Origin of the sequence: Bradyrhizobium sp. SSBR45G (assembly GCF_030159255.1) — a bacterium.
Taxonomy (GTDB): domain Bacteria; phylum Pseudomonadota; class Alphaproteobacteria; order Rhizobiales; family Xanthobacteraceae; genus Bradyrhizobium.
In genome coordinates this window covers 26,684-51,352 of sequence record NZ_BSCT01000005.1, presented here as the reverse complement: position 1 = coordinate 51,352, position 24,669 = coordinate 26,684, and the positions used below count along the sequence as shown (strand labels likewise).

General features: G+C 62.2%; 17 protein-coding genes. 12 read left to right on the top strand and 5 right to left on the bottom strand.

What is annotated here, in order from left to right; translation table 11 throughout:
• The first annotated feature begins 71 nt into the window (after positions 1-71).
• From QQL87_RS08330 to QQL87_RS08285, 10 genes are all read left to right on the top strand, one after another.
• On the top strand, positions 72-1,691 hold the full coding sequence (locus tag QQL87_RS08330; RefSeq protein WP_284416904.1) for a calcium-binding protein: 1,620 nt from the start codon (positions 72-74) through the stop codon (positions 1,689-1,691).
• A 303-nt stretch (positions 1,692-1,994) separates the two neighbouring features.
• Entirely contained in the window at positions 1,995-3,494 is a 1,500-nt protein-coding gene (locus tag QQL87_RS08325) for a calcium-binding protein (RefSeq protein WP_284416903.1), read from the top strand.
• A gap of 306 nt (positions 3,495-3,800) precedes the next feature.
• Positions 3,801-5,066, top strand: a complete 1,266-nt coding sequence (locus tag QQL87_RS08320) for a calcium-binding protein (RefSeq protein WP_284416902.1) — start codon at positions 3,801-3,803, stop codon at positions 5,064-5,066.
• Positions 5,067-5,324: 258 nt separating this feature from the next.
• Positions 5,325-5,879: a class I SAM-dependent methyltransferase gene (locus QQL87_RS08315; protein ID WP_284417222.1), complete on the top strand. Its 555-nt coding sequence runs from the start codon at positions 5,325-5,327 to the stop codon at positions 5,877-5,879.
• Between the two features lie 185 nt (positions 5,880-6,064).
• A complete protein-coding gene (locus tag QQL87_RS08310; protein ID WP_284416901.1) occupies positions 6,065-8,293 on the top strand; it encodes a peptidase domain-containing ABC transporter in 2,229 nt (742 codons plus the stop codon).
• Positions 8,283-9,629: an HlyD family type I secretion periplasmic adaptor subunit gene (locus QQL87_RS08305; RefSeq protein WP_284416900.1), complete on the top strand. Its 1,347-nt coding sequence runs from the start codon at positions 8,283-8,285 to the stop codon at positions 9,627-9,629. Before QQL87_RS08310 ends, QQL87_RS08305 begins: the two co-directional genes overlap by 11 nt.
• A gap of 19 nt (positions 9,630-9,648) precedes the next feature.
• Positions 9,649-11,682, top strand: coding sequence for a tetratricopeptide repeat protein (locus QQL87_RS08300; protein ID WP_284416899.1), 2,034 nt, complete (start codon positions 9,649-9,651; stop codon positions 11,680-11,682).
• A 138-nt stretch (positions 11,683-11,820) separates the two neighbouring features.
• A complete protein-coding gene (locus tag QQL87_RS08295) occupies positions 11,821-15,720 on the top strand; it encodes a glycoside hydrolase family 99-like domain-containing protein (RefSeq protein WP_284417221.1) in 3,900 nt (1,299 codons plus the stop codon).
• Between the two features lie 97 nt (positions 15,721-15,817).
• Positions 15,818-16,234: a hypothetical protein gene (locus tag QQL87_RS08290; protein ID WP_284416898.1), complete on the top strand. Its 417-nt coding sequence runs from the start codon at positions 15,818-15,820 to the stop codon at positions 16,232-16,234.
• A gap of 111 nt (positions 16,235-16,345) precedes the next feature.
• Positions 16,346-17,449: a polysaccharide pyruvyl transferase family protein gene (locus QQL87_RS08285; protein ID WP_284416897.1), complete on the top strand. Its 1,104-nt coding sequence runs from the start codon at positions 16,346-16,348 to the stop codon at positions 17,447-17,449.
• Positions 17,450-17,480: 31 nt separating this feature from the next.
• Here QQL87_RS08285 and QQL87_RS08280 read toward each other — a convergent pair whose 3' ends face one another.
• The 5 genes from QQL87_RS08280 to rfbA all read right to left on the bottom strand — a co-directional run bounded on the left by QQL87_RS08280 (position 17,481) and on the right by rfbA (position 23,004).
• Positions 17,481-18,113, bottom strand: a complete 633-nt coding sequence (locus QQL87_RS08280) for a methyltransferase domain-containing protein (RefSeq protein ID WP_284416896.1) — start codon at positions 18,111-18,113, stop codon at positions 17,481-17,483.
• 67 nt (positions 18,114-18,180) lie between these two features.
• Positions 18,181-19,155 carry a phytanoyl-CoA dioxygenase family protein gene (locus QQL87_RS08275; protein ID WP_284416895.1) on the bottom strand — a complete coding sequence of 325 codons (975 nt, stop codon included), beginning with the start codon at positions 19,153-19,155 and terminating at the stop codon, positions 18,181-18,183.
• Between the two features lie 65 nt (positions 19,156-19,220).
• Positions 19,221-20,489 (bottom strand): glycoside hydrolase family 71/99 protein, encoded by a 1,269-nt coding sequence (locus QQL87_RS08270; RefSeq protein WP_284416894.1) that lies wholly within the window; start codon positions 20,487-20,489, stop codon positions 19,221-19,223.
• 550 nt (positions 20,490-21,039) lie between these two features.
• Positions 21,040-22,113, bottom strand: coding sequence for a dTDP-glucose 4,6-dehydratase (gene rfbB / locus QQL87_RS08265; RefSeq protein ID WP_284416893.1), 1,074 nt, complete (start codon positions 22,111-22,113; stop codon positions 21,040-21,042).
• 15 nt (positions 22,114-22,128) lie between these two features.
• Positions 22,129-23,004, bottom strand: coding sequence for a glucose-1-phosphate thymidylyltransferase RfbA (rfbA, locus tag QQL87_RS08260; protein WP_284416892.1), 876 nt, complete (start codon positions 23,002-23,004; stop codon positions 22,129-22,131).
• A gap of 111 nt (positions 23,005-23,115) precedes the next feature.
• Between rfbA and rfbC the strand changes: the two genes are divergently transcribed.
• Complete coding sequence (gene rfbC, locus QQL87_RS08255; protein WP_284416891.1) at positions 23,116-23,670, top strand: dTDP-4-dehydrorhamnose 3,5-epimerase; 555 nt, start codon at positions 23,116-23,118, stop codon at positions 23,668-23,670.
• Complete coding sequence (gene rfbD, locus QQL87_RS08250; protein WP_284416890.1) at positions 23,670-24,584, top strand: dTDP-4-dehydrorhamnose reductase; 915 nt, start codon at positions 23,670-23,672, stop codon at positions 24,582-24,584. The genes rfbC and rfbD overlap by 1 nt, the downstream gene beginning before the upstream one ends.
• Positions 24,585-24,669: the final 85 nt, after the last annotated feature.

Sequence of the window (24,669 nt, the reverse complement as noted above, 5' to 3'; positions counted from 1 at the left end):
ACGTTGACGAATCGGTTGCTTGCGCACGCGCGGTCTTTTGACGGTAGTTTTTGGAACAGGGGCGGATCTCGATGGCCACTTATAATCTCGACCAGACGGACCTGAAGGCGGCAATTTCAGCCAATTTCGACCCCACCCTGCAGCAGCAGATCATCGATTATCTGGTCGGGAAGACTGCGTACACGAGCCCGGATAACGGCGCGGGGATCCCCGTTCAGGTTGGCGTTGGCATTGGATCGCCCGATCCGAGCGCGAATGTTCTGATCGAGCAAAATGCGAACAATACCGTCACGACCGATGCAGCATTGAAGGCGATCATCGTCGATACGCCGGATGACTCCGTCCTGGTCGTGAATGGCAGCAACCCGGTTCTCGTTGCGACCGGCGGCGGCTCCGATCAGATCTACATCAACGACAGCGCCAACGTCACGGTGCTGACCGGTGGCGGAAACGATACGATCTACGCCGGTGCGGGATCGGATTCGATCGAGAGCGGCTCCGGCAATGACGTGCTCGTCGACCAAGTGTCCGGCACGAGCACGCTGAGCGCCGGTTCGGGCAATGACTACCTCTACGGCTTCGGTGCCGATACATTGTTCGGCGGCTCCGGCAACGACACGCTCTACGGCGGCACGAGCTCCGAGCTGCATGGCGGCGACGACGCCGATGTTCTGATTTCCGGCAGCAACTCGCACACGGCGAGCATCCTGTATGGCGACGGCGGAAACGACCAGCTGTTCGGTGCGGCGGGCAGCGACAGCCTGTACGGCGGTGCTGGTGCTGACACGCTGACCGCCGGAACCGGCAATCAGTATCTCGATGGCGGCGACGACAACGACATCATCCTTGGAAACGTAGCCGGCTACGACTCGCTGTATGGCGGCAACGGCAACGACATCATCTACTCGAATTCCGCGGCAACCCACGCCAGCTACCTCTCGGGTGATGCCGGCAACGACTCGCTCTATGCGGGCGACGGTTCGGATCTCCTGTTCGGTGGTGCGGGCAACGACCTGCTGGTCGGCGGCGCCGCGACCAACGCGTTGCATGGTGGTGACGATAACGACACGCTGTATTCCTACAGTGATGCGTCGCATGGCACGCAGCTGTTTGGCGATGCCGGCAACGATACGCTGTACGGCGGCAGCGGGGCCGATACGCTGTATGGCGGCGCCGGCAACGACCTCCTCGTCGGCGGTGCCAGCACCGCGGTCATCGACGGCGGCGCGGACAACGACACGCTGTACTCGTCCAGCGATGCCTCACATGCAACGAGCCTCTATGGCGGCACGGGCAATGACTCGCTCTATGGCGGCGCCGGCAACGATACGCTGTACGGCGGCTCCGGCAACGATCTGCTCGTCGCCGGCTCGGGGACGCAGACGCTCATCGGTGGTGATGACGGCAGCTCGTTCATCGGTTCGTCGACGGGTACTGCGTCGATGGTTGGCGGTGCCGGCCAGGACTACTTCTATCTCAATAATGCCACCAGCAGCGACACCATCGACGGTGGCGCAGGCAATCTGGACTCGGTGACGTTCCTCGATCACGCCTCGACCGACGTGAGCGGCATCACCGCCAGCGGGACGACACCTGGCGCACTCGACGTGACGTTCAGCAATGGCCAGGTCGTGCAGGTGAGCAATATCGAGTACCTGATCTTCAACGACGGCAACTACACCAAGCTCTGATCTGGTCCGATCACCAGCTGACAAGACGCCGCCCGGCTTTGCCGAGGCGGCGTCTTTGTTTGTAGCTGTCGCTCTTTGACGTGCGGCCAACGCCTCGATCTGCCGCGCGCGCTGCAGCGAGCTTCGTTTTTCAGGGCGCCGCGCGCAGCGCTTTGTTCTTGTCGATTCTCAAATCACTCGGCCGCAATGGCCCCTGAATCCTCTCGTTGTGTGACGAGATTCGCGACATCCAAGGGTTGATTTTTTTCGATCTGCCGGAGATCATCAGGTCATATTCATATTCGTTTTGCACGGGGACGATGCATGACGATCATCAATTTGAACCAGACGAATTTGCTGCTTGCGCTTTCGCCGATCGACCCTGCGCTGCGCCAGCAGGTCGTGTCCTACCTGATCGGACGAACGGCCTACACATCGCCGGACAACGGCGTCGCGATCCCGGCGGAGTTCGGGGCGCTCATTTCGGTGCCGGATCCGGCCGCCAATATCCTGATCGAGACCGATGCCACCAACGCGGTCACTGTCGGTGCCAACCTCAAGGTGATCGTCGCAAACGTCGCCTCCAACGTCGTCCTGTCGGTCAACGGCTCCACTCCGGTGCTGGTCGCGACCGGCAACGGCAACAATCAGGTCTATGTCAACGACCCTGCAAACGTCACCGTTCTGACGGGATCAGGCAACGACACGATCTATGCCGGTTCTGGCGCCGATACCCTGGCGAGCGGAGCAGGCAATGACGTTCTCGTGGATCAGGCCTCCGGCGCCAGTCTTCTCGACGGCGGCGCGGGCTACGATCTCCTGTTCGGCTTGGGAGCTGATACGCTTTCGGGCGGGGATGGAGACGATACCCTTTATGGCGGAACAGCATCCGATCTGAGGGGCGGCAACGACAATGACATCCTCATCTCCGGCAGCGACGGGACCCATGCCAACGTGCTCGATGGCGGGGCTGGCAACGATCAGCTCTATGCCGGCGCGGGGCAGGATACGCTCTACGGCGGCTCCGGAACCGATACGCTGGTTCTCGGCGCAGCCCCCCAATATGCCGATGGCGGTGATGACAATGACTTCGTCGTCGGAGGAGGTGGCGACAGCACGCTCCATGGCGGCGCCGGCAACGACGCGATCTATTCAAACTCCGCGGCCAATCACGCTGCGCGGCTCTATGGCGATGCCGGCAATGATTCGCTCTATGCCGGAGCCGGAGCGGACTCGTTGTATGGCGGCGCCGATTCCGATCTTCTGGTCGGTGGCGTGGCGACGGCACTGCTCGACGGCGGTGCGGGCGATGATGTCATCTATTCAGGCAGTGATGCGAGCCATGGCACCGTCATCCAAGGGGGCGATGGCGATGACAAGCTGTTCGCCGGCTTCGGCAACGACACGCTGTATGGTGGCAGCGGTCACGACCTGTTCAAGGCAGGGTATGGCTACGGCATCACCACGATGATCGGCGGCGACGATGGCAGCTCCTTCATGAACGACACCGGCGGTCATGCCTCGTCCATGGTCGGAGGCGCCGGACAGGACTATTTCTACATGAGGAACATCTTCACCTCGGACACCATCGATGGTGGCGGCGGAGATCTGGATTCCGTGACGTTTTTCTATGGCAATCTGTCGAACGTCATGTCCATTACGCCCGGAACTACGGCCGGGTCCTATGACGTCAATTTCGGCTATCACGTCTATCAGCGCTATCCCGAGGAGCCGCCGACCTACGATGTCATCACGCAGGTCACCCATGTCAGCAACGTCGAATACCTGATCTTTGCAGACGGCAACTACGTCCATCTCACCTGATCATCCCCTGCGTCGATCCGCGGCATCCGCAGGGTCGATGCGACGCGAGTGTTCCATTTGGAGTTCGGTCGAATGGCGACTGTCAATGCGAGTCAGACAGACCTGCTCGGGGTGTTGACGCCCGATATCGATCCGGCGATCCGGCAGCAGATCATCGACTATCTGGTCGGCAGAACCGCCTACACTGCACCGGACAATGGCGCGCTCGTCCCTGTTCAAATATCCGGGCAGATTTCGACACCCGATCCGGCCGCCAATGTCGTGGTCGATCTGGGCGCGATCGGCACCGTGTCGGCCAATGGCGCCTTGAAGGCGATCATCGTCGACGTCTCGTCGAACGTCGTGATGGCGGTGACCGGCCTTGCGCCGGTGCTCGTCGCCACCGGCAATGGCGACAATCAGCTTTTCATCTACGATAGTGCGCCGGTGAAGGTTCTGACAGGCTCCGGCAACGACACGATCTACGCCGGGCCCGGGCATGATTCGTTGTACAGCGGTGACGGCAATGACGTGCTGGTCGACCAGGCCTCCGGCACCAGCCTGCTCGATGCAGGCGCTGGCTACGACTTTCTGTTCGGCCTCGGCGCCGATACGCTGAATGGGGGCGGCGGTGACGATACGCTCTATGGCGGCACGGCGTCCGAACTGCATGGCGGCTTGGGGAATGACTTCCTGTTTTCGGGGAGCGACGCAGCCAACGCCAATACGCTTTACGGTGAGATCGGCAATGATCTGCTGTTCGGTGGTGCCGGTCACGATTCACTTTATGGCGGCGTCGGCAGCGACACGCTGACCCTCAGCAATGCGGGACAGTATGCTGATGGAGGCGATGACAATGATTTCGTGATCGGCGGCACCGGAAGCGACACGCTGTTCGGCGGCAGCGGTGATGACGCCATCTATTCCAAGAGCGACCTTGCGCACGGCTCCAGCCTGTCCGGCGACGGCGGGAACGACTCGCTCTATGCCGGAAATGGATCAGATACCCTGGCGGGTGGCGCTGGAGATGACCTGCTGGTCGGTGGCCGGGCGACGGTGCAGATCGACGGGGGAACGGGCGACGACACGCTGTGGTCCAAGAGCGACATCGGTCATGCGACGATGCTGACCGGCGGTACGGGTAACGACACGCTCTATGCGGGGTTTGGAGCGGATACGCTCTATGGCGGCAGCGGCCATGACCTGCTTGTGAGCGGCAGCGGCCTCGGGGGCCATACCCTGATCGGAGGTGACGATGGCAGTTCCTTCGTCGCGAACCCCGGTGGCAACGTCTCCGTCTTCATGCAAGGCGGCGCGGGCCAGGACAATTTCTATCTCTATAACGATGTCAATTGGGACACGGTCGATGGCGGCGCGGGTGACCTCGATACGGTCACGCTCGGCAACTTTTCGAGCACGAGCGTCATCGGCATCGCGCCTGGCGATTCCCCCAATTCCTACACCATCGTCTTTGGCTCGATCGATGCGCCGAGATTTCCAGGGTACCCCTACACCGAACAGGTGATCGCCACGCTCCACATCAGCAATGTCGAGTATCTCGTGTTCAGCGACGGAGCCTCCATCCACCTCTGATCCACGGGCGAAGCTCTCGCGTCAGCCGGTCAGCCGTCTGCGGTCCCGCGGCAGGCGGGCGTGGCTGTTCACCTTGTTCCCGATCTGCCCCTGCGCCGGGTGGTTTTCCGTCCCAGGCCCTGCTAGGGTTGCGCTCCGAAACATTTCGACAAATAAATCAGAGCTTCAGCCCGGGTTTGGAGCGCTCCGAAATTGGCTAAACGACGCTTGTTGAATGCTGGAGCGGGGTCCACGACCGCGCGGCGTATCCTGCCGCTGGTGGCAACCCCGGAATGGGAAGAGATCCGGCTCGATATCGATCCCAATGTGAATCCCGATATCGTGGGGTCCGTGAGCGATCTCGTCAGGCTGTTTCCGCCCGGGTCGTTTGATGCGATCTGGTGCTCGCACGTGATGGAGCACGTCTACGCTCATGAGGTCCACCCGACCTTTCTGCAGTTTCGCGAAGTCCTGAAGCCCGGCGGCTTTGCCCTGGTGCTGTCTCCCGATCTCGAGGCCGTCGCCGAGCATGTTCTGGCGCATGGGCTCTCCAGCATCGCCTATGTGTCGCCCTCCGGTCCCATCCGGCCGCTGGACATGATCTACGGTCACTCGAAGGCGATCGAGGAAGGGCGTCACTACATGGCGCACAAGACCGGCTTCACGGCCGACCGACTCGGCAATCTGCTGCTCGGCGCGGGATTTCCGGCGGTGTCGGTGCGCAGCGAGAACTTCGAAATCTGCGCGCTTGCCTTGATGGCCGATGCGGACGTTGCCGCCATTCAGCGGGAACTCGACGCCTGTGGCTTCGATTTTCGCGAGAAAGTCAGCTGACCCCGCTGCAAATGTTAATTCAACAACACATCCGATCTCAGATTTACGTTATATCACTCTTCCAGATTGGCTTTTGATGTGCGTTGCGGCATAATCCCGGCCGCGACATTTGGTAGCGATTAATATTGGTGTCGGACCGCGCGGCCATGCCGCGGCGGTAACAGATAATCAAGGCAGGTGTGACCATGGAGCTCGTTCCCAGCGCGCAGACGGCCGAGGCCGTCGAGCCCACGGGTCTCGCCTCGCTCGCGATCGTTGCGCGCCAGCATGGCCTGCATTTCACGGTCTCGCAGCTGATCCACGACAACGTGCTGAGCGGCGCCGAAGTCTCGACCGCCGAGATCGTCAAATGCGCCAACAATTCCGGCATGCGCGCCAAGTCGGTGCGGCTGGACTGGAACGGCCTCAGCCATCTCAAGCGGGCGCTGCCCGCCATCGTTCGCTTGAAGGACGGCAGCAGCATGGTTCTGCTGCGGTTGGAGGGCGACGAGAACAATCCGCGCGCCGTGCTGCGCGATCCCAATGTCGGCGAGGATGCGCTGCTGGTGATCGACCGGCTTCGGATGGAGGAGGTCTGGACCGGCGAGGTCGTGCTGGCCAAGCGCGATTACGAGATCTCGGATGAAACCCAGCCGTTCAGCCTGGGGCTGATCGCCGCGCTGATCTTCCGCGAGCGGCGGATCGTGCGCGATGTCGCCATTGCGGCGCTGGTGCTCGGCATGATGGGCTTGGCGCCGATCATGTTCTATCGCCTGCTGTCGGAGAAGGTGCTCTACTACAAGGCGTTCAACACCTTCACCGTGCTGTGCGTGGCGATGCTGGTGCTGATCGCCTTCGAATCGGCCTTCGCGTTCCTGCGCCAGCTCCTGGTGCATCAGCTGACGGCGCGGCTCGACGTCAAGCTGTCGACCTACATGTTCGAGAAGGTGCTGAACCTCCCGATCGACTTCTTCGAGCGCAACCAGGTCGGCATGGTGTCGCGCGACATGCGCGAGATCTTCCGCATCCGGACCTTCCTGATGGGGCAGCTGTTCGGGACGATCCTCGATTCGACGACGCTGATCTTCTTCCTGCCCGTGATGTTCTTCTTCAGCCCGATCATGACGTTCGCCGTGTTGGCCTTCGTCGCGCTGATCGCGGTGTGGCTGGTGGCGATGCTGCCGGTCTATCGCAAGCGGTCGCATGCCGTCCTCGCCGCCGAAGGCGCCATGGGGGCCTTCATGGTGCAGACGCTGAACGGCATCCGCACCGTGAAGTCGCTGGCGCTCGATGCGCGCCAGAAGCACATGTGGGACGTGTTCGTCGCGCGCGTCGCCAAGGCGCGCATGGCGGAAGGCATGACCGGCACCATCATCCAGGCCGTGGTGCGGCCGCTGGAGCGGCTGGCGGTCAGCGCGCCGTACGCGCTCGGTGTCTACCTCGCGCTCACGACCGACGATCCGGTCTATGTCGGCGCGCTGTTCGCCTTCCTGCTGCTGGCGCAGCGCGTCGCCGCGCCGCTGATGCAGATGGCGCAGCTGATCAATCAATATGACGAGGCGCGCTCGGCGGTCGGCATTGTCGGCAAGCTGGTCAACCAGCCGGCCGAGGAGGGCCGCTCCGGCCATGGCGTCCGCGTGCCGCTGAAGGGCCACATCGAGTTCTCCGGCGTCACCTTCAAGTACAAGGGCGCGGTGTCGCCGGCGCTGAACAATCTGTCGTTCGAGATCCCGGTCGGCGGCACGCTCGGCGTGATGGGCAAGAGCGGCTCGGGCAAGACCACGATCACCCGGCTGCTGCAGCGGCTGCATTCGGACTATGGCGGGCTGATCAAGATCGACGGCATCGACGTGCGCGAATACGACGTCGATCATCTCCGGCGCAATGTCGGCGTGGTGCTGCAGGAGAACTTCCTGTTCTCCGGCACGATCCGCGAGAACATCTCGGCCGCCAAGCCCGACGCGACCTTCGACGAGATCGTGCGCGCGGCCCGGCTCGCCGGCGCCGAGGAGTTCATCGACAAGCTGCCGCGCGGCTACGAGACCTACATCTATGAGGGCTCGCCGAACCTGTCCGGCGGCCAGCGCCAGCGGCTCGCGATCGCGCGCGCGCTGTTGGTCAATCCGCCGATCCTGATCCTGGACGAGGCGACCTCCGCGCTCGACGCCGACAGCGAGGCGATCGTCAACGCCAACATCGCCCGCATCGGCCATGGCCGCACCATGATCATCATCTCGCACCGGCTGTCGTCGCTGATCGATTGCGACGCCATCCTGGTCCTGAACCGCGGCGTGATCGACGACATCGGCCGCCACGAGGAGCTGCTGGAGCGCAACGACATCTATTCCGGCCTGTGGCACCAGCAGAACAGCCACGCGCTGGCGGCGCCGAAGCGCAGCCGGCCGGGCTATGGAGGGCCGACCCTTGTCTCGTAGTTCCTCAGCCGTCGCCACGGTCCGCCAGTTCCAGTCCGAGACCGACGCGATCCGCGAGGCGCCCGAGCCGGTCGCCGCGCGCGCCACGCTCTATGTGCTGGTCGCTATGATCCTCAGCCTGGTCGCGGTGATGTGCCTGATGCGGCTCGACCGCGTCGTCGCCAGCGTCGGCGGCAAGATCGTGCCGCTCGACGCCATCAACGTGCTGCAGGCGCTCGATGCCTCGATCATCAAGAGCATCGACGTCCGCGAAGGCGAGCAGGTCGCGAGCGGCCAGCTGCTCGCGACGCTCGATCCGACCTTCACCCAGGCCGACGTCGCGCAATACAAGGCGCAGGTCGCGAGCCTGTCGGCGCAGGTGGCGCGCGACAAGGCCGAGCTCGCCGGCACGCCGCTCAGCTTCTCCTCGAGCGACGATGTCGAGTTCGCCAGCTACGCCAAGCTGCAGCAGGCGCTGTACCAGCAGCGCCGCGCGCAATATGACGCGCAGATCGCGAGCTTCGATTCCAAGATCAGCCAGACCGAGGCGACGCTGCAGAAGCTGCAGAAGGACGACGAGCGCTACGCCCAGCGCGACGACGTGCTGCAGAAGATCGAGACCATGCGCTCGACGCTGGCCGAGAGCGGCAGCGGCTCCAAGCTCAACCTCTATCTGTCGCAGGATTCGCGGCTCGAGCTGCTGCGCCAGATGGACTCGACCCACAACAGCCTGATCGAGGCCCGGCACCAGCTCGACTCGCTGCGCGCCGACCGCCGGGCGTTTATTGAGCAGTGGAACGCGCAGCTCAGCCAGGACCTGGTGACGACGCAGAACTCGCTCGATGCGGCCCGGTCGGCCTATGAGAAGGCGATCCGCCACCAGGACCTGGTGCGGCTGACCGCGGCGGAGCCGTCGGTGGTGCTGACGCTGGCAAAACTGTCGGTCGGCTCGGTGCTGAAGCCCGGCGATCCCTTCATCACTTTGATGCCGGTCCGCGCCCGGCTCGAGGCCGAGATCCGCATCGCCTCGCGCGACATCGGCTTCATCCGCCCCGGCGATCCCTGCACGCTCAAGGTCGACGCCTTCAACTACGCGGAGCACGGCACCGCGCAGGGCCGGATCCGCTGGGTCAGCGAGGGCGCGTTCACGGTCGACGATGACGGCAAGCCGGTCGACGCCTATTACAAGGCGCGCTGCTCGGTCGATGGCACCAATTTCCGCGACGTGCCGCCGAGCTTCCGGCTGATCCCGGGCATGACCCTGACCGGCGACATCAATGTCGGCAGTCGGTCGGTCGCGATGTACGTGATCGGCGGCATGCTGCAGAACCTCGGCCACGCGATGCGCGAGCCGTGAGCGGGCAGGCGGGCTGACCATGAGCGCGATCCAACGGGTGCTGTCGCGGGTGGGCGCGGCGCTGCCGCGCGGCGCCTCGGTCGCCGCCGGCGAGGCACGCCACGCCGCCGGTGAATATCTCGCGGCGATCCGGATCTGGCAGCGCGCCGCCGCGGCGGGCTCGGCCGAGGCCGCGTTCCGAATCGGCCAGGCCTATGCGAAGGGCGAGGGCGTGGTGCGCTCGTTCCCCGACGCGGCGCAATGGTATCGCCGCGCCGCCGAGGGCGGCCATCTCGAAGCGCAATATCAGCTCGGCTGGATGCTGCTCGACGGCGTCGCCGCGCCCAACATGGGCGTTTCCTGGCAGTCCGAAGCCGCCGAGCCCGGCGCCGAGGCGCCCGCGGTGGCGCAATTGCTGTTTCCCGCCGGCCTCGCCGTCGCCAAGGACCCCGAGCAGGCCGCGCGCTGGCTCGCGCAGGCCGCCGGCGCCGGCCATGCCGAGGCCCAGGCGCGGATGGGCGATCTCTGCCGCCACGGCCGCGGTGTCCCGCGCGATCTCGACGCCGCGCGCGGCTGGTACGAAAAGGCCGCGGCGCAGGGCTATGCTGCCGGCGCCTTCGGCCTCGGCGACATCCATTTCCAGGGCCTCGGCGTTCCCACTGATGCCGAAGCCGCGATCGGCTGGTACCGCCAGGCGGCGGACGCCGGCCACATCCGGGCCAAGGTGGCGCTCGCCTCCTGCTATCAGTCCGGCACCGGCGTGGCGCAGGACCGCACTGAGGCCGCGCGGCTCTACGCCGAGGCGGCGCGTCACGACGACATCCAGGCGCTGCACGCCATCGGCCTGATCTATCTCGCCGGCGACGGCATCGAGGCGTCCACCGACCGCGCCGAGACGGCGCTGCGCAAGGCGGCGCGCAAGGGCCATTTGCCGGCGATCCAGAAGCTGGCGGAACTCTATGCCCGCGGCCTCGGCGCCGAGCCCGATCTGCGCGAGGCCGCCAACTGGTACCAGGCCGCGGCCGAGAAGGGCGACGTGCAGGCGCAGTTCTTCACCGGGCGCTTCTATGCCACCGGCAGCGGCGTCGCGCCGTCGGTCCGCGAGGCGGCGAAATGGTTCCTGCGCGCGGCCGAAGGCGGCCACGCCACCGCGGCCTTCAACATCGCCGTGTTCTATCGCGACGGCACCGGCGTCGCCCGCGACGTGCCGGCCGCCATCGCCTGGTTCGAGAAGGCCTCCGCCGCCGGCATCAGTGCCGCCGACATCCAGCTTGGCCGCATCTATGCCGCCGGCGCCGGCATCGAGCGCGATCCCGCCCGCGCCGCGCACTGGCTCGCCCGGGCGGCCGAGGGCGGCGACGCCGAGGCGCGCACCGCGCTGGCGATGTTCCTGCTGCAGTCGGAGCGCACCGAGGAGGCGCGCGGCCGCGCCGCGACGCTGCTGGCGCAGGCCGCGGCCTCCGGCCATGCGCCGGCGAGCCTGCAGCTCGGTCATCTCAACGCCGGCCGCTTCGGCGGCCCGCCGGATTGGGCCGCGGCCGCAGCAGCCTATGCGCCGGCAGCCGAGGCCGGCCTGGTCGAGGCGATGGTCGGGCTCGCCGGCCTGCATCTCGATGCCAATTCGGGACTGACGGATGCGAAGACCGCCTTCGCCTGGTTCGAGAAGGCCGCGACGGCCGGCCACGCGCCCTCGGCGTTCCAGCTCGGCGTGATGTATTGCACCGGCAACGGCGTCGAGATGGACCTGGCCAAGGGCGTCGCCTGGTACGAGGCCGCCGCGCGCGAGGGCCATCCCTTCGCGCAATACAATCTCGCGGTCATGCTGTCGAAGGGCCAGGGCTGCGAGCGCGACCCGGCCAGGGCCGTCGAATGGTTCCGCGCCGCCGCCGAGAAGGGCATGGCGGCTGCGCAGCTGGCGCTGGGCGATGCGCTCGCATCTGGCAACGGAATTGCAAAGGACAGCGCGGCGGCGGTCGACTGGTATGGCAAGGCTGCTGCTCAGGGGAACGAGGCTGCGAAACAACGTATGCAGGCGCGAGCCGCATCCGACACGGTATCGCGCGACCGGAACTGATTAGTCCCCGGACGTGGATCTTTGAGCATCAATGAGCAATTGCCGGATTAACTTTGAGCATTCATAGCGATGACAGAGATATTGCCTACGCTTTGACATCAAGCGATAACGTCAACATCTGGGAAATGATTGCGCGAGATGGCAGACTTTCTTTCTAAGCTGGCGCGCGACGCCGGACAAAAAGACTCCCGCACGAAACGCGCGGCCGCGCCCGCGCCATCAGAAACGAAATTGGATCCTGAGAGTTCGGAAGGCGTGGTGGCCCAGATAGACGGCGGCCCGGCAGAGCCTGGCATCGATCTCCGGGAGGCGGCACAGTTCCTGAAAGGCATCGGGTTGTTCGACGATGCTTTTTATGCCGCCGTATACCCCGACGTCGTTGCCGTAGGTGCTGATCCCTTCGAGCATTTCTTTCTTCATGGCTACAAGGAAGGCCGTAAGCCGAACGCCATCTTCGACCCGCTCTGGTACCTTGCGCAGAATCCCGACGTCGCGTCCTCCGAGCAGCAGCCACTGCTGCATTACGCCAAGTTCGGTGAGCCGGAAGGCTTGAGGCCAAGTCCTTATTTTCAGCCGAGCTTCTATCGCGAGAAATACGCGATTCCTGCCAGCGAAAGTCCGCTGGGGCATTATCTGAAGAACCGGCTGGGGCCGTTCAGCCCGATCCCCGAGTTCGACGCGGAATATTACCTGCAGACATATCAGGATGTCGCCGCTGCCGGCGTCGATCCGTTCGAGCACTTTCTATTTCACGGCTACAAGGAAGGCCGTAACCCTTCGGCTGAGTTCGACACCAAGTTTTACCTTCAGCGTTATTTCAAAGGTAAGACGGATCAGAATCCGCTGCTTCATTACCTGGAGCACAGGCACGAGGAGGGCATCTATCCGGTCCCGCCCGAGTCCGAGGCGACGATTCCGGCCGAGATCAAGCGCTTCACCAAGCCAAGCCCTTCGTTCGAAGAGCTCCGGCCGATGCCATCGACCGCCAAGCCGCGGGCGAAAGTGCTGGCCTACTATCTGACACAGTTTCACGCCTTCCCCGAGAATGACAAATGGTGGGGAACGGGCTTCACCGAGTGGACCAACATCGCGCGCGGCGTTCCGCGCTTCAAGGATCACTACCAGCCGCGTATTCCGCGCGATCTCGGTTTCTATTCCCTTGCCGACGTCGAGACCATGCGGCGCCAGGCCAAGCTGGCCAAGGCCGGGGGCGTCCATGGTTTCGTTTATTACTACTATTGGTTCAACGGCAAGCGACTGCTCGAAAAGCCGCTCGAACAATTCCTGAAGGCGCGCGACATCGATATGCCGTTCTGCCTGATGTGGGCGAACGAGAACTGGACACGGCGCTGGGACGGCATGGAAGGCGAGGTGCTGATCTCGCAGGACTATCTGTCCGATGACGATTCGCGGCTGCTCGGCGACTTCAATCGCCATTTCAAGGATCCGCGCTATATCCGCATCCAGGGCCGGCCGCTGCTGATGATCTATCGGCCCAGGCTGATCCCCGATACGGCCAATGTGATCGCCCGCTGGCGCGAGATCTTTGCCAAGAAGTTCCGTGAAGACCCGATCATCGTCATGAGCCAGAGCTTCGACGATTTCGATCCGGGTCCGAACGGCCTCGACGGTGCCATCGAGTTTCCGCCGCACAAGATCACCAAGTTCACGCCGCTGCGGACCGCCGAGCACAAGATCCTCGACGACACCTTCTCAGGCCAGATCTATAGCTACGACGACGTCGCGAAATACTCGCTCGAAGAGCCGACGCCGTCATTCCCACTGATCAAGACGGCGGTCCCCAGCTGGGACAACGACGCCCGCCGCCAGGGGACCGGGCTGGTGATCCAGGGCTCGACGCCGCAGAAATATGAGGCTTGGCTGGCAGCGCTGGTCGAGCAGGCGCAGAAGACCCCGTTTTTCGGCGAGCCGATCGTCTGCATCAATGCGTGGAACGAATGGTGCGAGGGCGCCTATCTCGAGCCCGACCTGCATTTCGGCTCGGCATATCTGAATGCGACCGCCCGGGCCGTCACCGGCCTGACCCGCGATCTGTCGTCTCCGAAGATTCTGCTGGTCGGCCACGATGCTTTCCCGAGCGGCGCGCAGCATCTGCTGCTTTCGATCGGCAAGGTGCTCCGCTCGAACTTCAATTTCGAGGTCGAGTTCCTGCTGCTGTCCGGCGGCGCCATGGAGCACGACTATCAGGCTGTCGCGCCGCTGACGGTTCTGAAGCAGCCGAGCGAGGTTCGCTCGGCCCTCAATCACTTCAAGGAGAAGGGCTTTACGGCCGCGATCGCCAACACTTCGGTCTCGGGCGTGGCAGTCAAGTTCCTGACCAAGATCGGCCTGCGGGTCGTCTCGCTGATTCATGAGCTGCCTCGGATCCTCAAGGAGAAGAACCTGGAGGAAACAGCGCGTGAAGCGCTGATGCGCGCCGACAAGGTCGTGTTCGCCTCCGAGTTCGTGCGTGACAAGCTGATGGATGCGCTGGAGATCGAGCCGGATGCGGACCGGTTCCTGATCCGGGCCCAGGGCAGCTACAAGCAGATGGTTCACGATGCCGCCGGTGCGGCGGCCGTGCGCAAGGAGCTTGGCCTTGCGCCGTCCGACCGGCTCGTGCTCGGTGTCGGCTATGCGGATTTGCGCAAAGGGTTCGACCTTTTCCTCCAATTGCGCAACCAGATCCAGTATGACGGCGGCGATGTGCATTTCGCGTGGGTCGGCGGGGTCGATCCGGTCTTGCGCGAGTGGCTGGATCAGGAGATCAGCCGGGCGGAAGCCTCCGGAGCCTTCCATATGCTTGGCTTCCGCTCCGACATGCAGGCCATTTTCTCCGCGTCGGACGCGTTTGCGCTGACCTCGCGCGAGGATCCGTTTCCCACCGTGGCTCTTGAAGCGCTCAGTGTGGGCGTGCCCGTCGTGTCCTTTGCGGAGTCGGGTGGCATTCCCGGCTTCCTGGTCGGTGAAGGCGTCGGAGCGGTCGTCCCGTATTGCGATGTCGCCGCGATGTCGCGCGCGATTGCACGATACCTTGCTTATCCCCCGTCGGCGACCGAGCAGAGCCGCATGGTCGAACTGGTCGCGGCCAAGTTCGATTTCATGGAGTACGTCCGCGATCTCGTCCGCCTCGCGGTGCCCAAGCTGCCGACCGTGTCGGTCGCGGTCCCTAACTATAATTACGCCCAGTGCCTGCCGGAGCGTCTCGGCACCATCTTCGACCAGAACCATCCGGTCGAGGAGGTCATCGTGCTGGACGACTGCTCCTCGGACGACAGCGTCAACGTCATCATGAAGGTCGCTGAGGAGCGCCAGCGCGATCTCACTTTGGTGCTGAACGAGCAGAATTCAGGCTCGGTGTTCGCACAATGGACAAAAGCGGCCGAGATGGCTCGCGGCGAATTCCTGTGGATCGCCGAGGCCGACGATCTGTCAGAGCCGTCGTTCCTCTCCAGCCTGCTGGGGCTGATGAAGACTGATCCGTCCATCGCCTTCGGTTTCACCGATTCGAAGTCGATCGATGGCGAAGGGGCTCATGTCTATGAGAGCTATAAGCCCTATTTCGCCAGCGTCGAGCCGGGCGCCCTGTCACGCACCGAGGTGTTCGACGGGCCGGACTTCGCCCGGCGTTATCTCAGCGTCAAGAACCTGATTCTCAACGTGTCGTCGGTGCTGTGGCGGCGCGACGCGTTGCTGCGGGCACTGGAGGCGTGCCGCCGGGACCTGACGGATCTACGGATGGCGGGTGACTGGCGCATCTATCTGGAATGCTTGGCCGCGCCGGGAGCCAAGATCGCCTATGTCGCCGATCCGCTCAACGTTCACCGCCGCCACGCCGCCTCGGTCACCCACTCGCTGAAGGCCCAGAAGCACGTCGACGAGATCGCCGCCATGCACGACGCCGCCCGCACGCGCTTCGGTCTCGACGACCGCGGCGTTTCGTCCCAGGCGGTCTATCTGGCCGAGGTGACCGCTCAGCTTATGGGTGCGCCACTGGAGGCAGCGAGGGCTAAGAAGCCGAAGGCGGCCCAGGCTTAGGCACGGTAGGCGATCGCTCGCAAACACTTTCCACAACGTTGGACTATGTCCATACTCATGGGGTTATCTTATGTATGTTCCTTCAGCCGACTCGTTAATGGCCGCCTTGAACGCGTCCAAGGCCGACCTTAATGGTACCGGTAAGATCGAGGTGCCTACCAAGCTGTTGAAGCTGCTGCTGCAAATTGCGCTCGCTTCGAGCGAATTTGACGAGAGGCGCTACCTGGAGGAGAACCCGGACGTCGCTAAGGCAATCGAGCGGGGCGAGATTGAGAGTGCCCACATGCACTATATCGGTTATGGCTATTTCGAAGGCCGCAAGGGAAGTGGACCCATCGTCGATCCGGATTGGTATCTTGCGAAGTATCCAGATGTGGCCAACGCAGTGCGCGAAGGACGGTTAAAGTCAGCCGAGGCTCATTTCCATACGATGGGGGGCGGCGAGGGGCGGAGTCCCGCGGCGGACTACGAAACTGAAGCCGCACAGTGGAAGGCTGCTATCAAAGGACATTGACCATTTAAGGTTGCGAACGGCTTGGCAAAAATCCATTTTTGGTCGAGTAGCGTTCAGAGCAGGGTCGTTGCAATCCGCTCCGCACCCAAATAACTCCTCCGGAGAAACGCTGTGAATATTTTCCTGCTCGGAGCTACGCCCAGTATTTCAGTCGAGCCGGGTGAGGACCCTATGTCCAAGCTCGCCAAGACCGGGGGCAACACCGGGAATCAGGTCATCGCCTATGGGTTGCTCAGCCAAATCGCCTACGACGATATCTCGTGGGATTATCGGATTGATCCGAAAGAGGTACGTGAGCGCTTCGATATGATAGTGATCGCCGCTGCGAACTTCCTATTTCCGAAGTTCGATTTCGGTGGCATGGCCGACTACATTGAGCGTGCGGATTTGCCCGTTGCGATCGTTGGACTGGGCGCTCAGTCTAACAGCTATGATCCAAACATTGAACTTATGCCTGGAACCGAGCGGTTTGTGAAGGTAATTGCTGAACGTGCTCCCAGCATTGGCGTGCGCGGTCCCTATACTCAACAGGTTCTGGCCCGGAGAGGCGTACATAATGTTACGGTCACCGGCTGTCCTTCATTTTATATGCGCGGGCCCGGCGGTCTGAACCTTCGCGCAAAGCCCTTCGATCAGATCAAACGCATTTCGATCAATGCTTCCCGGGACGTGATTGGACACTCCTTTGACAAGGAGAAGATGAAGAAACATCTGCTCGATATCTACCGTACGGGCGTTGAGTGGAAAGCTGACTTCATCGCCCAAAGCGAACAGGCGGAGATCAAACTTGCGGATCGGCTACCCGGTGCGACCGCCGACGCACAATTGAGCGAGATCGTGACATTTCTCAGCGGTGCCGTCGCCGCGGAGGCTGCACGGAATTGGGCAGCCGAGCATGTAAAGGTTTTCTTCGACGTGGATCGCTGGCTCGACGCAATGTCGAACTACGATTTCGTGTTCGGTACTCGCTTCCATGGCTGTATGGCTGCTATACAGCGCGGCGTTCCAGCCATCGTGATCTGTCATGACACTCGGACTGAGGATATGTGTAGCTTCCTCGGTATGCCTAATGTGAGCATTGTAAAGCTAGATAAGGTCGACGTGCAGTCCCTCTATAATCTTGCAGAGCCGACGAAGCTCAATCAGCGTTATGATGAACTCTATAGAGCGTATATTGAATTCGCCAAGAAGAACGGTCTGAAATTAAAGGGTTGAACGCTTGAGCTCCGCGATCAATGTAAAACAGCTAGGCCTCGCCCGCTTCTCCCCGTTTCACAAAGTGCCCCCAATCAAACTCGGATCCGTTGATCTTGCTCTCGCAAATATAGAGGTAGCGATTATCTATCACCTTGCGAAGGCAAATATGGCGCCAGTTCGTTCTGATTAGAGCGTTTACTGCCTCTCCTGGGGTGAGATCATTGACCCATCCGCAATTTCGCCTCTCATTAGTTGAGCCCTGGGAGCTGTAGTCGAGTAGCAAAATCGAACAGCGCTGACTGGCTTGATCGAGTACAAACTCCGGATCGTGCACATACTCAAGAACGCCAAGAAGAGTGATGTAGCGATACATTCCTGGCGGAAATTCTCGTTTGTTTAAATCCACAACGAAGCAGCCTTCGCCGCGATCATGAATATCGCAGGGCTGATACGTACATCCTGTCGGTAGATACCTCCTCAGCGCCATAGCGCCGCATCCAATATCCAGGACACTTGAATGTGGCTCGATTAATCGCGCTGTCGCAATGGATCGTGAGTGATCCAAGGCTCCGTCGGCGTTCAGAGGATTTAGCCAGCGCTCTGAATCGGAAGCTTGTTCTCGAATGAGCCGCTCGACGCGTTCTTGCCGCTCTACGTTGGGTAGAGACCAGAAGTCGATCATGAGTCCACCTTCTTAGCTCGATCACGGTTGTTGAGCAAAAAACGGTAGAGCGTCATGGAGCGCGGCCCTAGTTCTGATTCGCGCTCCAGCTGGGGAGGGTGTCAGCCATATTAGTCCAGGGAAACTGGAAGGCGTACCCCTTGTTAAGGGCGACGGCTCTTCTCGCCCATTGTTCTTCTGGAATCTTCCAAGTGTCAGGATAATCAGCTAATGATGTATAGTGTGTGACGTAGGATTTTCTCGTAAGTGTAGGGTCCTTAATTCGAGTCCCGCTGTGCGGCAAGTTCCCATGCCAAACTAGAATATCACCTCTTTTTGGACAAAACACTACGGGCCTTATGCCGGCGCTGACTACTCGATCTTCAAGAAATTTTGCAAACTCCATAGAATTTTGCATGGCTTCTGCGCCCTTCACTATGTCTCCGTTTCCCCAATCGAAGAACCCTGAAATGGCGATCTTGTGAGCTCCCGGGTAGTACTCAAGAGGACCAGAGTCGGGTGATATATCTTCAAGCGGAATCCACGAGGCAGCAACGTAAGCTAATCGCTTCTGACGGTTTACAAACGGATAGTCGATATGGAGTGGCTGCTGACTTCCTCGCCAAAACGTTAGGCTTTGAGTTACTGTGGCTGGCGACTCAAAAACGATCCCTAGAAACTGTGAGACCGGCAAAGCAAGACTAACTTCCGCAGCCTTGCGCGAGACGGTGTGCAGATGGTTGAACTTGACGCCAGGGTCGTTAAGTTTCTCGGCGGGGACGGCTCTCGTATATGTTTGCTTCCCTTGTAGTTCAATGCTGATATTGCGGTCGTGGCTATTGGATCTTATGAAGTCTATCTCAGCTTCAAAGTCATCCAAAAGAGCCGAGTCAACTGCGTTTTCGAATATAACGAAGCCGTTCTGCTGCCAAAATAGTAGCTTTTCCCTGATATCGAAATTCGCCTCGACCTTGTTTTCTCTAAGAAAACTATCTACGTCGGCGTCGGGACGATCAATCCAAGGGACTTCCTTAGTCCATTGATTCAGAGGAAAATTGGTCATCTCAATGTACCCCGTCAGGATCACCAAAAACTAGGCCAATGTTTTGAAAAGTTCAATCTTAAGCTTCATTGCTGCATTATCTTGCAGCCGGGGCTTGTGCTGGCGCCCGGCTGTAGGGCGAGCATTCTGTGAAGCGCATCAATTCGTTCTGAATTGCAAGGAAGTGTCGGGACTAGCCATCCGCCTTCGTCATTTTCGTTCCAAGCATAGATTAGGAGGGCCGGTGCTCTGAGTTGGTCAGGCTGTTCGTTCGTAAACTTAATTGCCATGTCAAGCTGAGCCGCGATCTGATCGGAGCGCGGAGATTCGAAGAAGTAGTTAATGCCGGCGCCAGCGTGCTGACCTCGCTCCCATGGAACCGGGCGCTCGACTCGAGGTCGGCGATCCCACCCTGTTACCACCGTTGGGACTACCGGAAGATGGTATCGAGTCATAGATCTCCACCGTTGCTCCACAATTCGCGTCAACGAGTCATAGTCACCGGTCCCCCGTGGATCGCTTATGGTGTAGGCTCCAATAGCATCTCCTCCTAAGGAGGACCAAAATTCGATTTGCGAAGAAGATCCTGCGAGTACAATGTACGGATTGCCGACTCCAGATTTGGTGCACTCGGTGCGGAAATCGTTGATCTGGGTCTTGAGACCTTCCGCTCCACCCCAACGGCTTACGACGTCGTTCCTATCAATGAATCCAAGGTAATAGAGTGGCCGTTCGCCTGAGACTTTGACGTATTCAGGTCGCTTCATGAGCTCGATATGCTCGTCGATGAGAGGCGTAGGTTTACCTTGAGTCCCCCATCGGTTGACTTCCGTAAACAAGCAGAACTTGAGCTGTTGCTTCTTCTGGCTATCTAAGTACCTCAGAAGGGCTGCAGACATTGGATCGTCTTTTGGGTATGCGACGAATGCCCAGTAGTCCAGCCCCGCGTAGATCGCCTGTTGAATCTCAAGATCGAGTTCGGCCTGCGTAAGCGTTGGAAACGTCGGCTCTTGTTCGCTGTTTAGCTTAGCGAAAAAGGGCAGGCGCCAGTGGTACTTCTCCGGTGCCAGTGATCGTCTAACAGCCTCTGTCGGCGTTGATCCGGGCGTGTACCATGCGTCCCATCGAAGCGCGCCAATCAGGGGGTGATATTTGGGCGCTCTTCCAGAATCACTGAGCGCTCCGCGTGCGAAAAAGGCGGCGCCAATGTAGGCTAACAAAGCCCGACGGCTAAGAACTCGAAGCGGCTTTGATGTCATTATATGGCAGAGTTCAGCTGTTTGAATTGGAGAAAAATGCCGTAAGGCGCGCGGTGGACAGAAAGCCGACCGGGTCCGCCCCAGCAGGGAAGACATGCATAGAATCTCGATTTGAATCCGACGCCGTTTATTGCCTCAGTTGCCCGTCGCGTTACCATGTCGCACCCTTTCGCGCTTGCGCCGTCGGGCAAATCACCGGCACTTTTCCCGCCGTCCCGGGCTCCTCGGAGGGGCGTGCGCGTCGTTACGGACGTTGGGCCTGGGATGCGGTGGACGTGCCGCGGCCGACTGACGAGCGGTCGCTGGTGCGGATGGTCAAGTCGTGTGGTCCTGGCATCCCGATGCTGATGCCAAGCGCAGCGCGTGACGCGCGCTGAGGTGACGGGGGCAAACAAGCCGGTCCCCGGGGAGAGCGCGAAGTAAGCCGTAAACCACTGTGCAGGGAAGGCCGGCGTGATGCCGCCGACACCTGTGGTTCCTGCCCCGTGCACTTCTTCCGCACGGGGGCCATGGGTGCAGCGGGCACCCGGTCTTCCCTGCGCCCTCGTCTCTGAGGGCGACATTCTCAGGACAACTCGGGCGCCGATCGCGCCGCGAGAGCGCGGCGCCACGGCTTGATGGTGCGGGCCGCCGCGCATCGGAGGGCCTAATGCGCAGCCTTGCGGCCGAGCCGCTCCGTCTGATAGCCGCGCTGCAGGATCGCCTGCCACCATGGCTGCTCCTCGACATACCAGCGGACGGTCTTGGCGATGCCGGTCTCGAAGGTCTCCTGCGCGCGCCAGCCGAGCTCGCGCTCCAGCTTGGAGGCGTCGATGGCGTAGCGGCGGTCGTGGCCGGGACGGTCGGTGACGAAGCTGATCAATTGGCGGCGTCCGCCGTGCGTAGATGGCGCGACCTCGTCGAGCAGGTCGCAGATGGTCTCGACCACGTGCAGATTGGTGCGCTCGTTGCGGCCGCCGACATTGTAGGTCTCGCCGACCTGGCCGCGCTCCAGCACCAAAGTCAGCGCCTTGGCGTGGTCCTCGACATAGAGCCAGTCGCGAATGTTCTGGCCGTCGCCATAGACCGGCAGCTTCTCGAAGCCGAGTCCCTTGATGATCATGTGCGGGATCAGCTTCTCGGGGAAGTGATACGGCCCGTAATTGTTCGAGCAGTTGGTGATCATGGTCGGCAGCTCATAGGTCTCGCGCCAGGCCCGCACCAGATGGTCGGACGAGGCCTTGCTCGCCGAATAGGGCGAGTTGGGCGCATAGGCCGTGGTCTCCGTGAACAGGCCGGTGTCGCCGAGCGTGCCGAACACCTCATCCGTGGAGATGTGCAGGAAGCGGAAGCCGGCGCGCTTCTCTTGAGGCAGCGTGCGGAAATGGCGCAGCGCCTCCTGCAGCAGCGTGAAGGTGCCGACGATGTTGGTCTGGATGAACTCGCCGGGGCCGTCGATCGAGCGGTCGACATGGCTTTCGGCGGCGAGGTTCATCACCGCGTCCGGCTGGTACTTCTCGAACAGCCGGCGCAACGCAATGGCGTCGCAGATGTCGGCCTGCTCGAAGGCGTAGTTCAGATTGCCAGCCGCGCCGGGCAGCGAGTCGAGATTGGCCGCATAGGTCAGCTTGTCGATGTTGACCACGCGCGCATGGGTGTCGCGCAGGAGATGCCGCACCACGGCCGAGCCGATGAAGCCGGCGCCGCCGGTGACGAAGATGGTCGAGCCTTTGAAACGCATCGATGCCCCCAGGCGTCAGCGGTGGAAGGAACGGGAGACGGACTGCAGATATTCGCCGTAGCTGCTCTTGGCGGTCTTGGCGGCGACCTTGTCGAACTGCTCCAGCGAGATGTAGCCCTGGCGCAGCGCGATCTCCTCGGGGCAGGCGATGCGCAGGCCCTGGCGCTGCTCGAGGATCTGCACGAAATGGCTGGCCTCGACCAGCGAGGCATGCGTGCCGGTGTCGAGCCAGGCGAAGCCGCGGCCGAGCACCTCGACATAGAGATCCCCGCGCTCCAGATAGGCGTTGTTGACGTCGGTGATCTCGATCTCACCGCGCGCCGACGGCTTGACGTCGGCGGCGATGCTCACGACGTCGTTGTCGTAGAAATAGAGCCCGGTCACCGCGACGTTGGACTTCGGCTGCTTCGGCTTCTCCTCGATCGACAGCGCCCGGCCGGTGCCGTCGAGCTCGACCACGCCGTAGGCCTGCGGCTCGTTGACGACATAGCCGAACACGGTCGCGCCTTTCTTGCGGAACGAGGCGCTCGACAGCATGCTCGGCAGGCCGTGGCCGTAGAAGATGTTGTCGCCGAGGATCAGCGCGACGGAATCATTGCCGATGAACTCGCGGCCGACGATGAAAGCGTCGGCGAGCCCGCGCGGCGTCTCCTGCGTCGCATATTGGAACCTCAGGCCGATCTCGGCGCCGTCGCCGAGCAGGCGCTGGAACAGCGGCTTGTCCTGCGGGGTCGAGATGATCAGGATGTCGCGGATGCCGGCCAGCATCAGCGTCGACAGCGGATAATAGATCATCGGCTTGTCGAACACCGGCAGCAATTGCTTGGAAACGACCGTTGTCACCGGATACAGGCGCGAGCCCGTGCCTCCGGCGAGGATGATGCCCTTCATGGGACCTCGCTCTGCGAATAATTGTTACGTTAACAGATAGCGTGCGTTGCACAAGTTGGATAAAGGGATACAGTAAATTGCATAAGCATCAATCTTTTAACAGATCATCCGATGAACGTCATCAAGACCGACCTGCCGGAAGTTATCATTCTCGAGCCGAAGCTGTTCGGTGATACCAGAGGCTTTTTCCTGGAAACGTTCCAGGCCGCGCGCTACCGCGAGCTCGGCATCGCCGGGCCGTTCGTGCAGGACAACATGTCCCGCTCCGCCCATGGCGTGCTGCGCGGGCTGCATCTGCAGAACCCGAACACGCAGGGCAAGCTGGTCAGCGCGATGCGCGGCCGCGTGCTCGATGTCGCGGTCGATGTCCGCGTCGGCAGCCCGAATTTCGGCCGCCACGTCGCGGTGGAATTGTCCGAGGAGAACCGCCGGCAGCTCTGGGTTCCCCGCGGCTTCGCCCACGGCTTCGTCGTGCTGTCTGAAAGCGCCGACTTCTTCTACAAATGCGACGACTATTACAGCCCCAAGGACGAGATGTCGGTGCGCTGGAACGATCCGGCGATCGGCATCGACTGGGGCATCGCCGAGCCCAAGCTGTCGGCCAAGGATGCCGAGGCGCCGCTGCTGGCGGATGCCAAGAATCTTCCGGTGTATGGGCAGATCTGATGCGCATCCTGATCACCGGAACCAGCGGACAGGTCGGCGGCGCGCTGCGCCGTGTGCTGGCGGCCGAGGCGGCGCATGAGCTGGTCTGCCCACCGCGCGCGGCGTTCGACCTGACCCGGCCGGACAGTCTCGCGGACGCGCTGGAGGCGATCAGGCCGGATCTCATCCTCAACCCGGCCGCCTATACCGCGGTCGACCGCGCCGAGGACGAGATCGAGCTGGCGACCACCGTCAACGGCCATGCGCCGGGCGTGATCGCGCGCTGGGCGGCGGCGCATCGCGTGCCGCTGCTGCATGTCTCGACCGACTACGTGTTCGACGGCTCGGGCGCGCGGCCCTGGCGCGAGGACGATCCGGTCGGCCCGCTCTCGGCCTATGGCCGCAGCAAGCTCGCCGGCGAGGAGGCCGTGCGCGGCGCCGGCGGGCCGCATCTCGTGGTCCGCACCGCCTGGGTGTTCGCGTCGGAAGGCGCCAATTTCATGCGGACCATGGTCCGCCTGGCGCGCGAGCGCGATCAGTTGCGCGTCGTCGCCGACCAGACGGGCACGCCGACCTCGGCGCGCACCATCGCCGAGGTGATCGCGGCGATCCTGGCGCAGGGCGAAGGCGACCTGCCGGGCACGTTCGCGCGCGCCGATGGCCTGGTGCATCTGACCAGTTCCGGCGCCACCAGCTGGCACGGCTTCGCCACGGCCATCGTCGACGGCCTGCGCCGGCGCGACGTGGCGGTAAAGGCGGGGGCGGTCGAGGCGATCACGACGGCGGATTTTCCCACCAAGGCGCGCCGTCCCGCCAATTCACAGCTCGACCTGTCGCGGCTTGCGGCCGCTTTCGGCCTCGTGCCACCGGCCTGGCCGGACGCGCTGTCCCGCGAGCTCGACGATCTCGTCGCGACCGAGCGCGCCGCCCGCTAGGACCGGTTCGCCACAGCGGCGCGCGCGCTGCATGGCCGCTGGTCCATGCCTGTTGTCTTTTCCAAGGGGATCGGCAATGACCACG

Excerpts from the sequence above, each read along its gene's own strand:
- QQL87_RS08330 (WP_284416904.1), top strand. The coding sequence starts at position 72 with ATGGCCACTTATAATCTCGACCAGACGGACCTGAAGGCGGCAATTTCA.
- QQL87_RS08325 (WP_284416903.1), top strand. The coding sequence starts at position 1,995 with ATGACGATCATCAATTTGAACCAGACGAATTTGCTGCTTGCGCTTTCG.
- QQL87_RS08310 (WP_284416901.1), top strand. The coding sequence starts at position 6,065 with ATGGAGCTCGTTCCCAGCGCGCAGACGGCCGAGGCCGTCGAGCCCACG.
- QQL87_RS08300 (WP_284416899.1), top strand. The coding sequence starts at position 9,649 with ATGAGCGCGATCCAACGGGTGCTGTCGCGGGTGGGCGCGGCGCTGCCG.
- QQL87_RS08295 (WP_284417221.1), top strand. The coding sequence starts at position 11,821 with ATGGCAGACTTTCTTTCTAAGCTGGCGCGCGACGCCGGACAAAAAGAC.
- QQL87_RS08290 (WP_284416898.1), top strand. The coding sequence starts at position 15,818 with ATGGCCGCCTTGAACGCGTCCAAGGCCGACCTTAATGGTACCGGTAAG.
- QQL87_RS08280 (WP_284416896.1), bottom strand. The coding sequence starts at position 18,113 with ATGATCGACTTCTGGTCTCTACCCAACGTAGAGCGGCAAGAACGCGTC.
- QQL87_RS08275 (WP_284416895.1), bottom strand. The coding sequence starts at position 19,155 with ATGACCAATTTTCCTCTGAATCAATGGACTAAGGAAGTCCCTTGGATT.
- QQL87_RS08270 (WP_284416894.1), bottom strand. The coding sequence starts at position 20,489 with ATGTCTTCCCTGCTGGGGCGGACCCGGTCGGCTTTCTGTCCACCGCGC.
- rfbB (WP_284416893.1), bottom strand. The coding sequence starts at position 22,113 with ATGCGTTTCAAAGGCTCGACCATCTTCGTCACCGGCGGCGCCGGCTTC.
- rfbA (WP_284416892.1), bottom strand. The coding sequence starts at position 23,004 with ATGAAGGGCATCATCCTCGCCGGAGGCACGGGCTCGCGCCTGTATCCG.
- rfbC (WP_284416891.1), top strand. The coding sequence starts at position 23,116 with ATGAACGTCATCAAGACCGACCTGCCGGAAGTTATCATTCTCGAGCCG.
- rfbD (WP_284416890.1), top strand. The coding sequence starts at position 23,670 with ATGCGCATCCTGATCACCGGAACCAGCGGACAGGTCGGCGGCGCGCTG.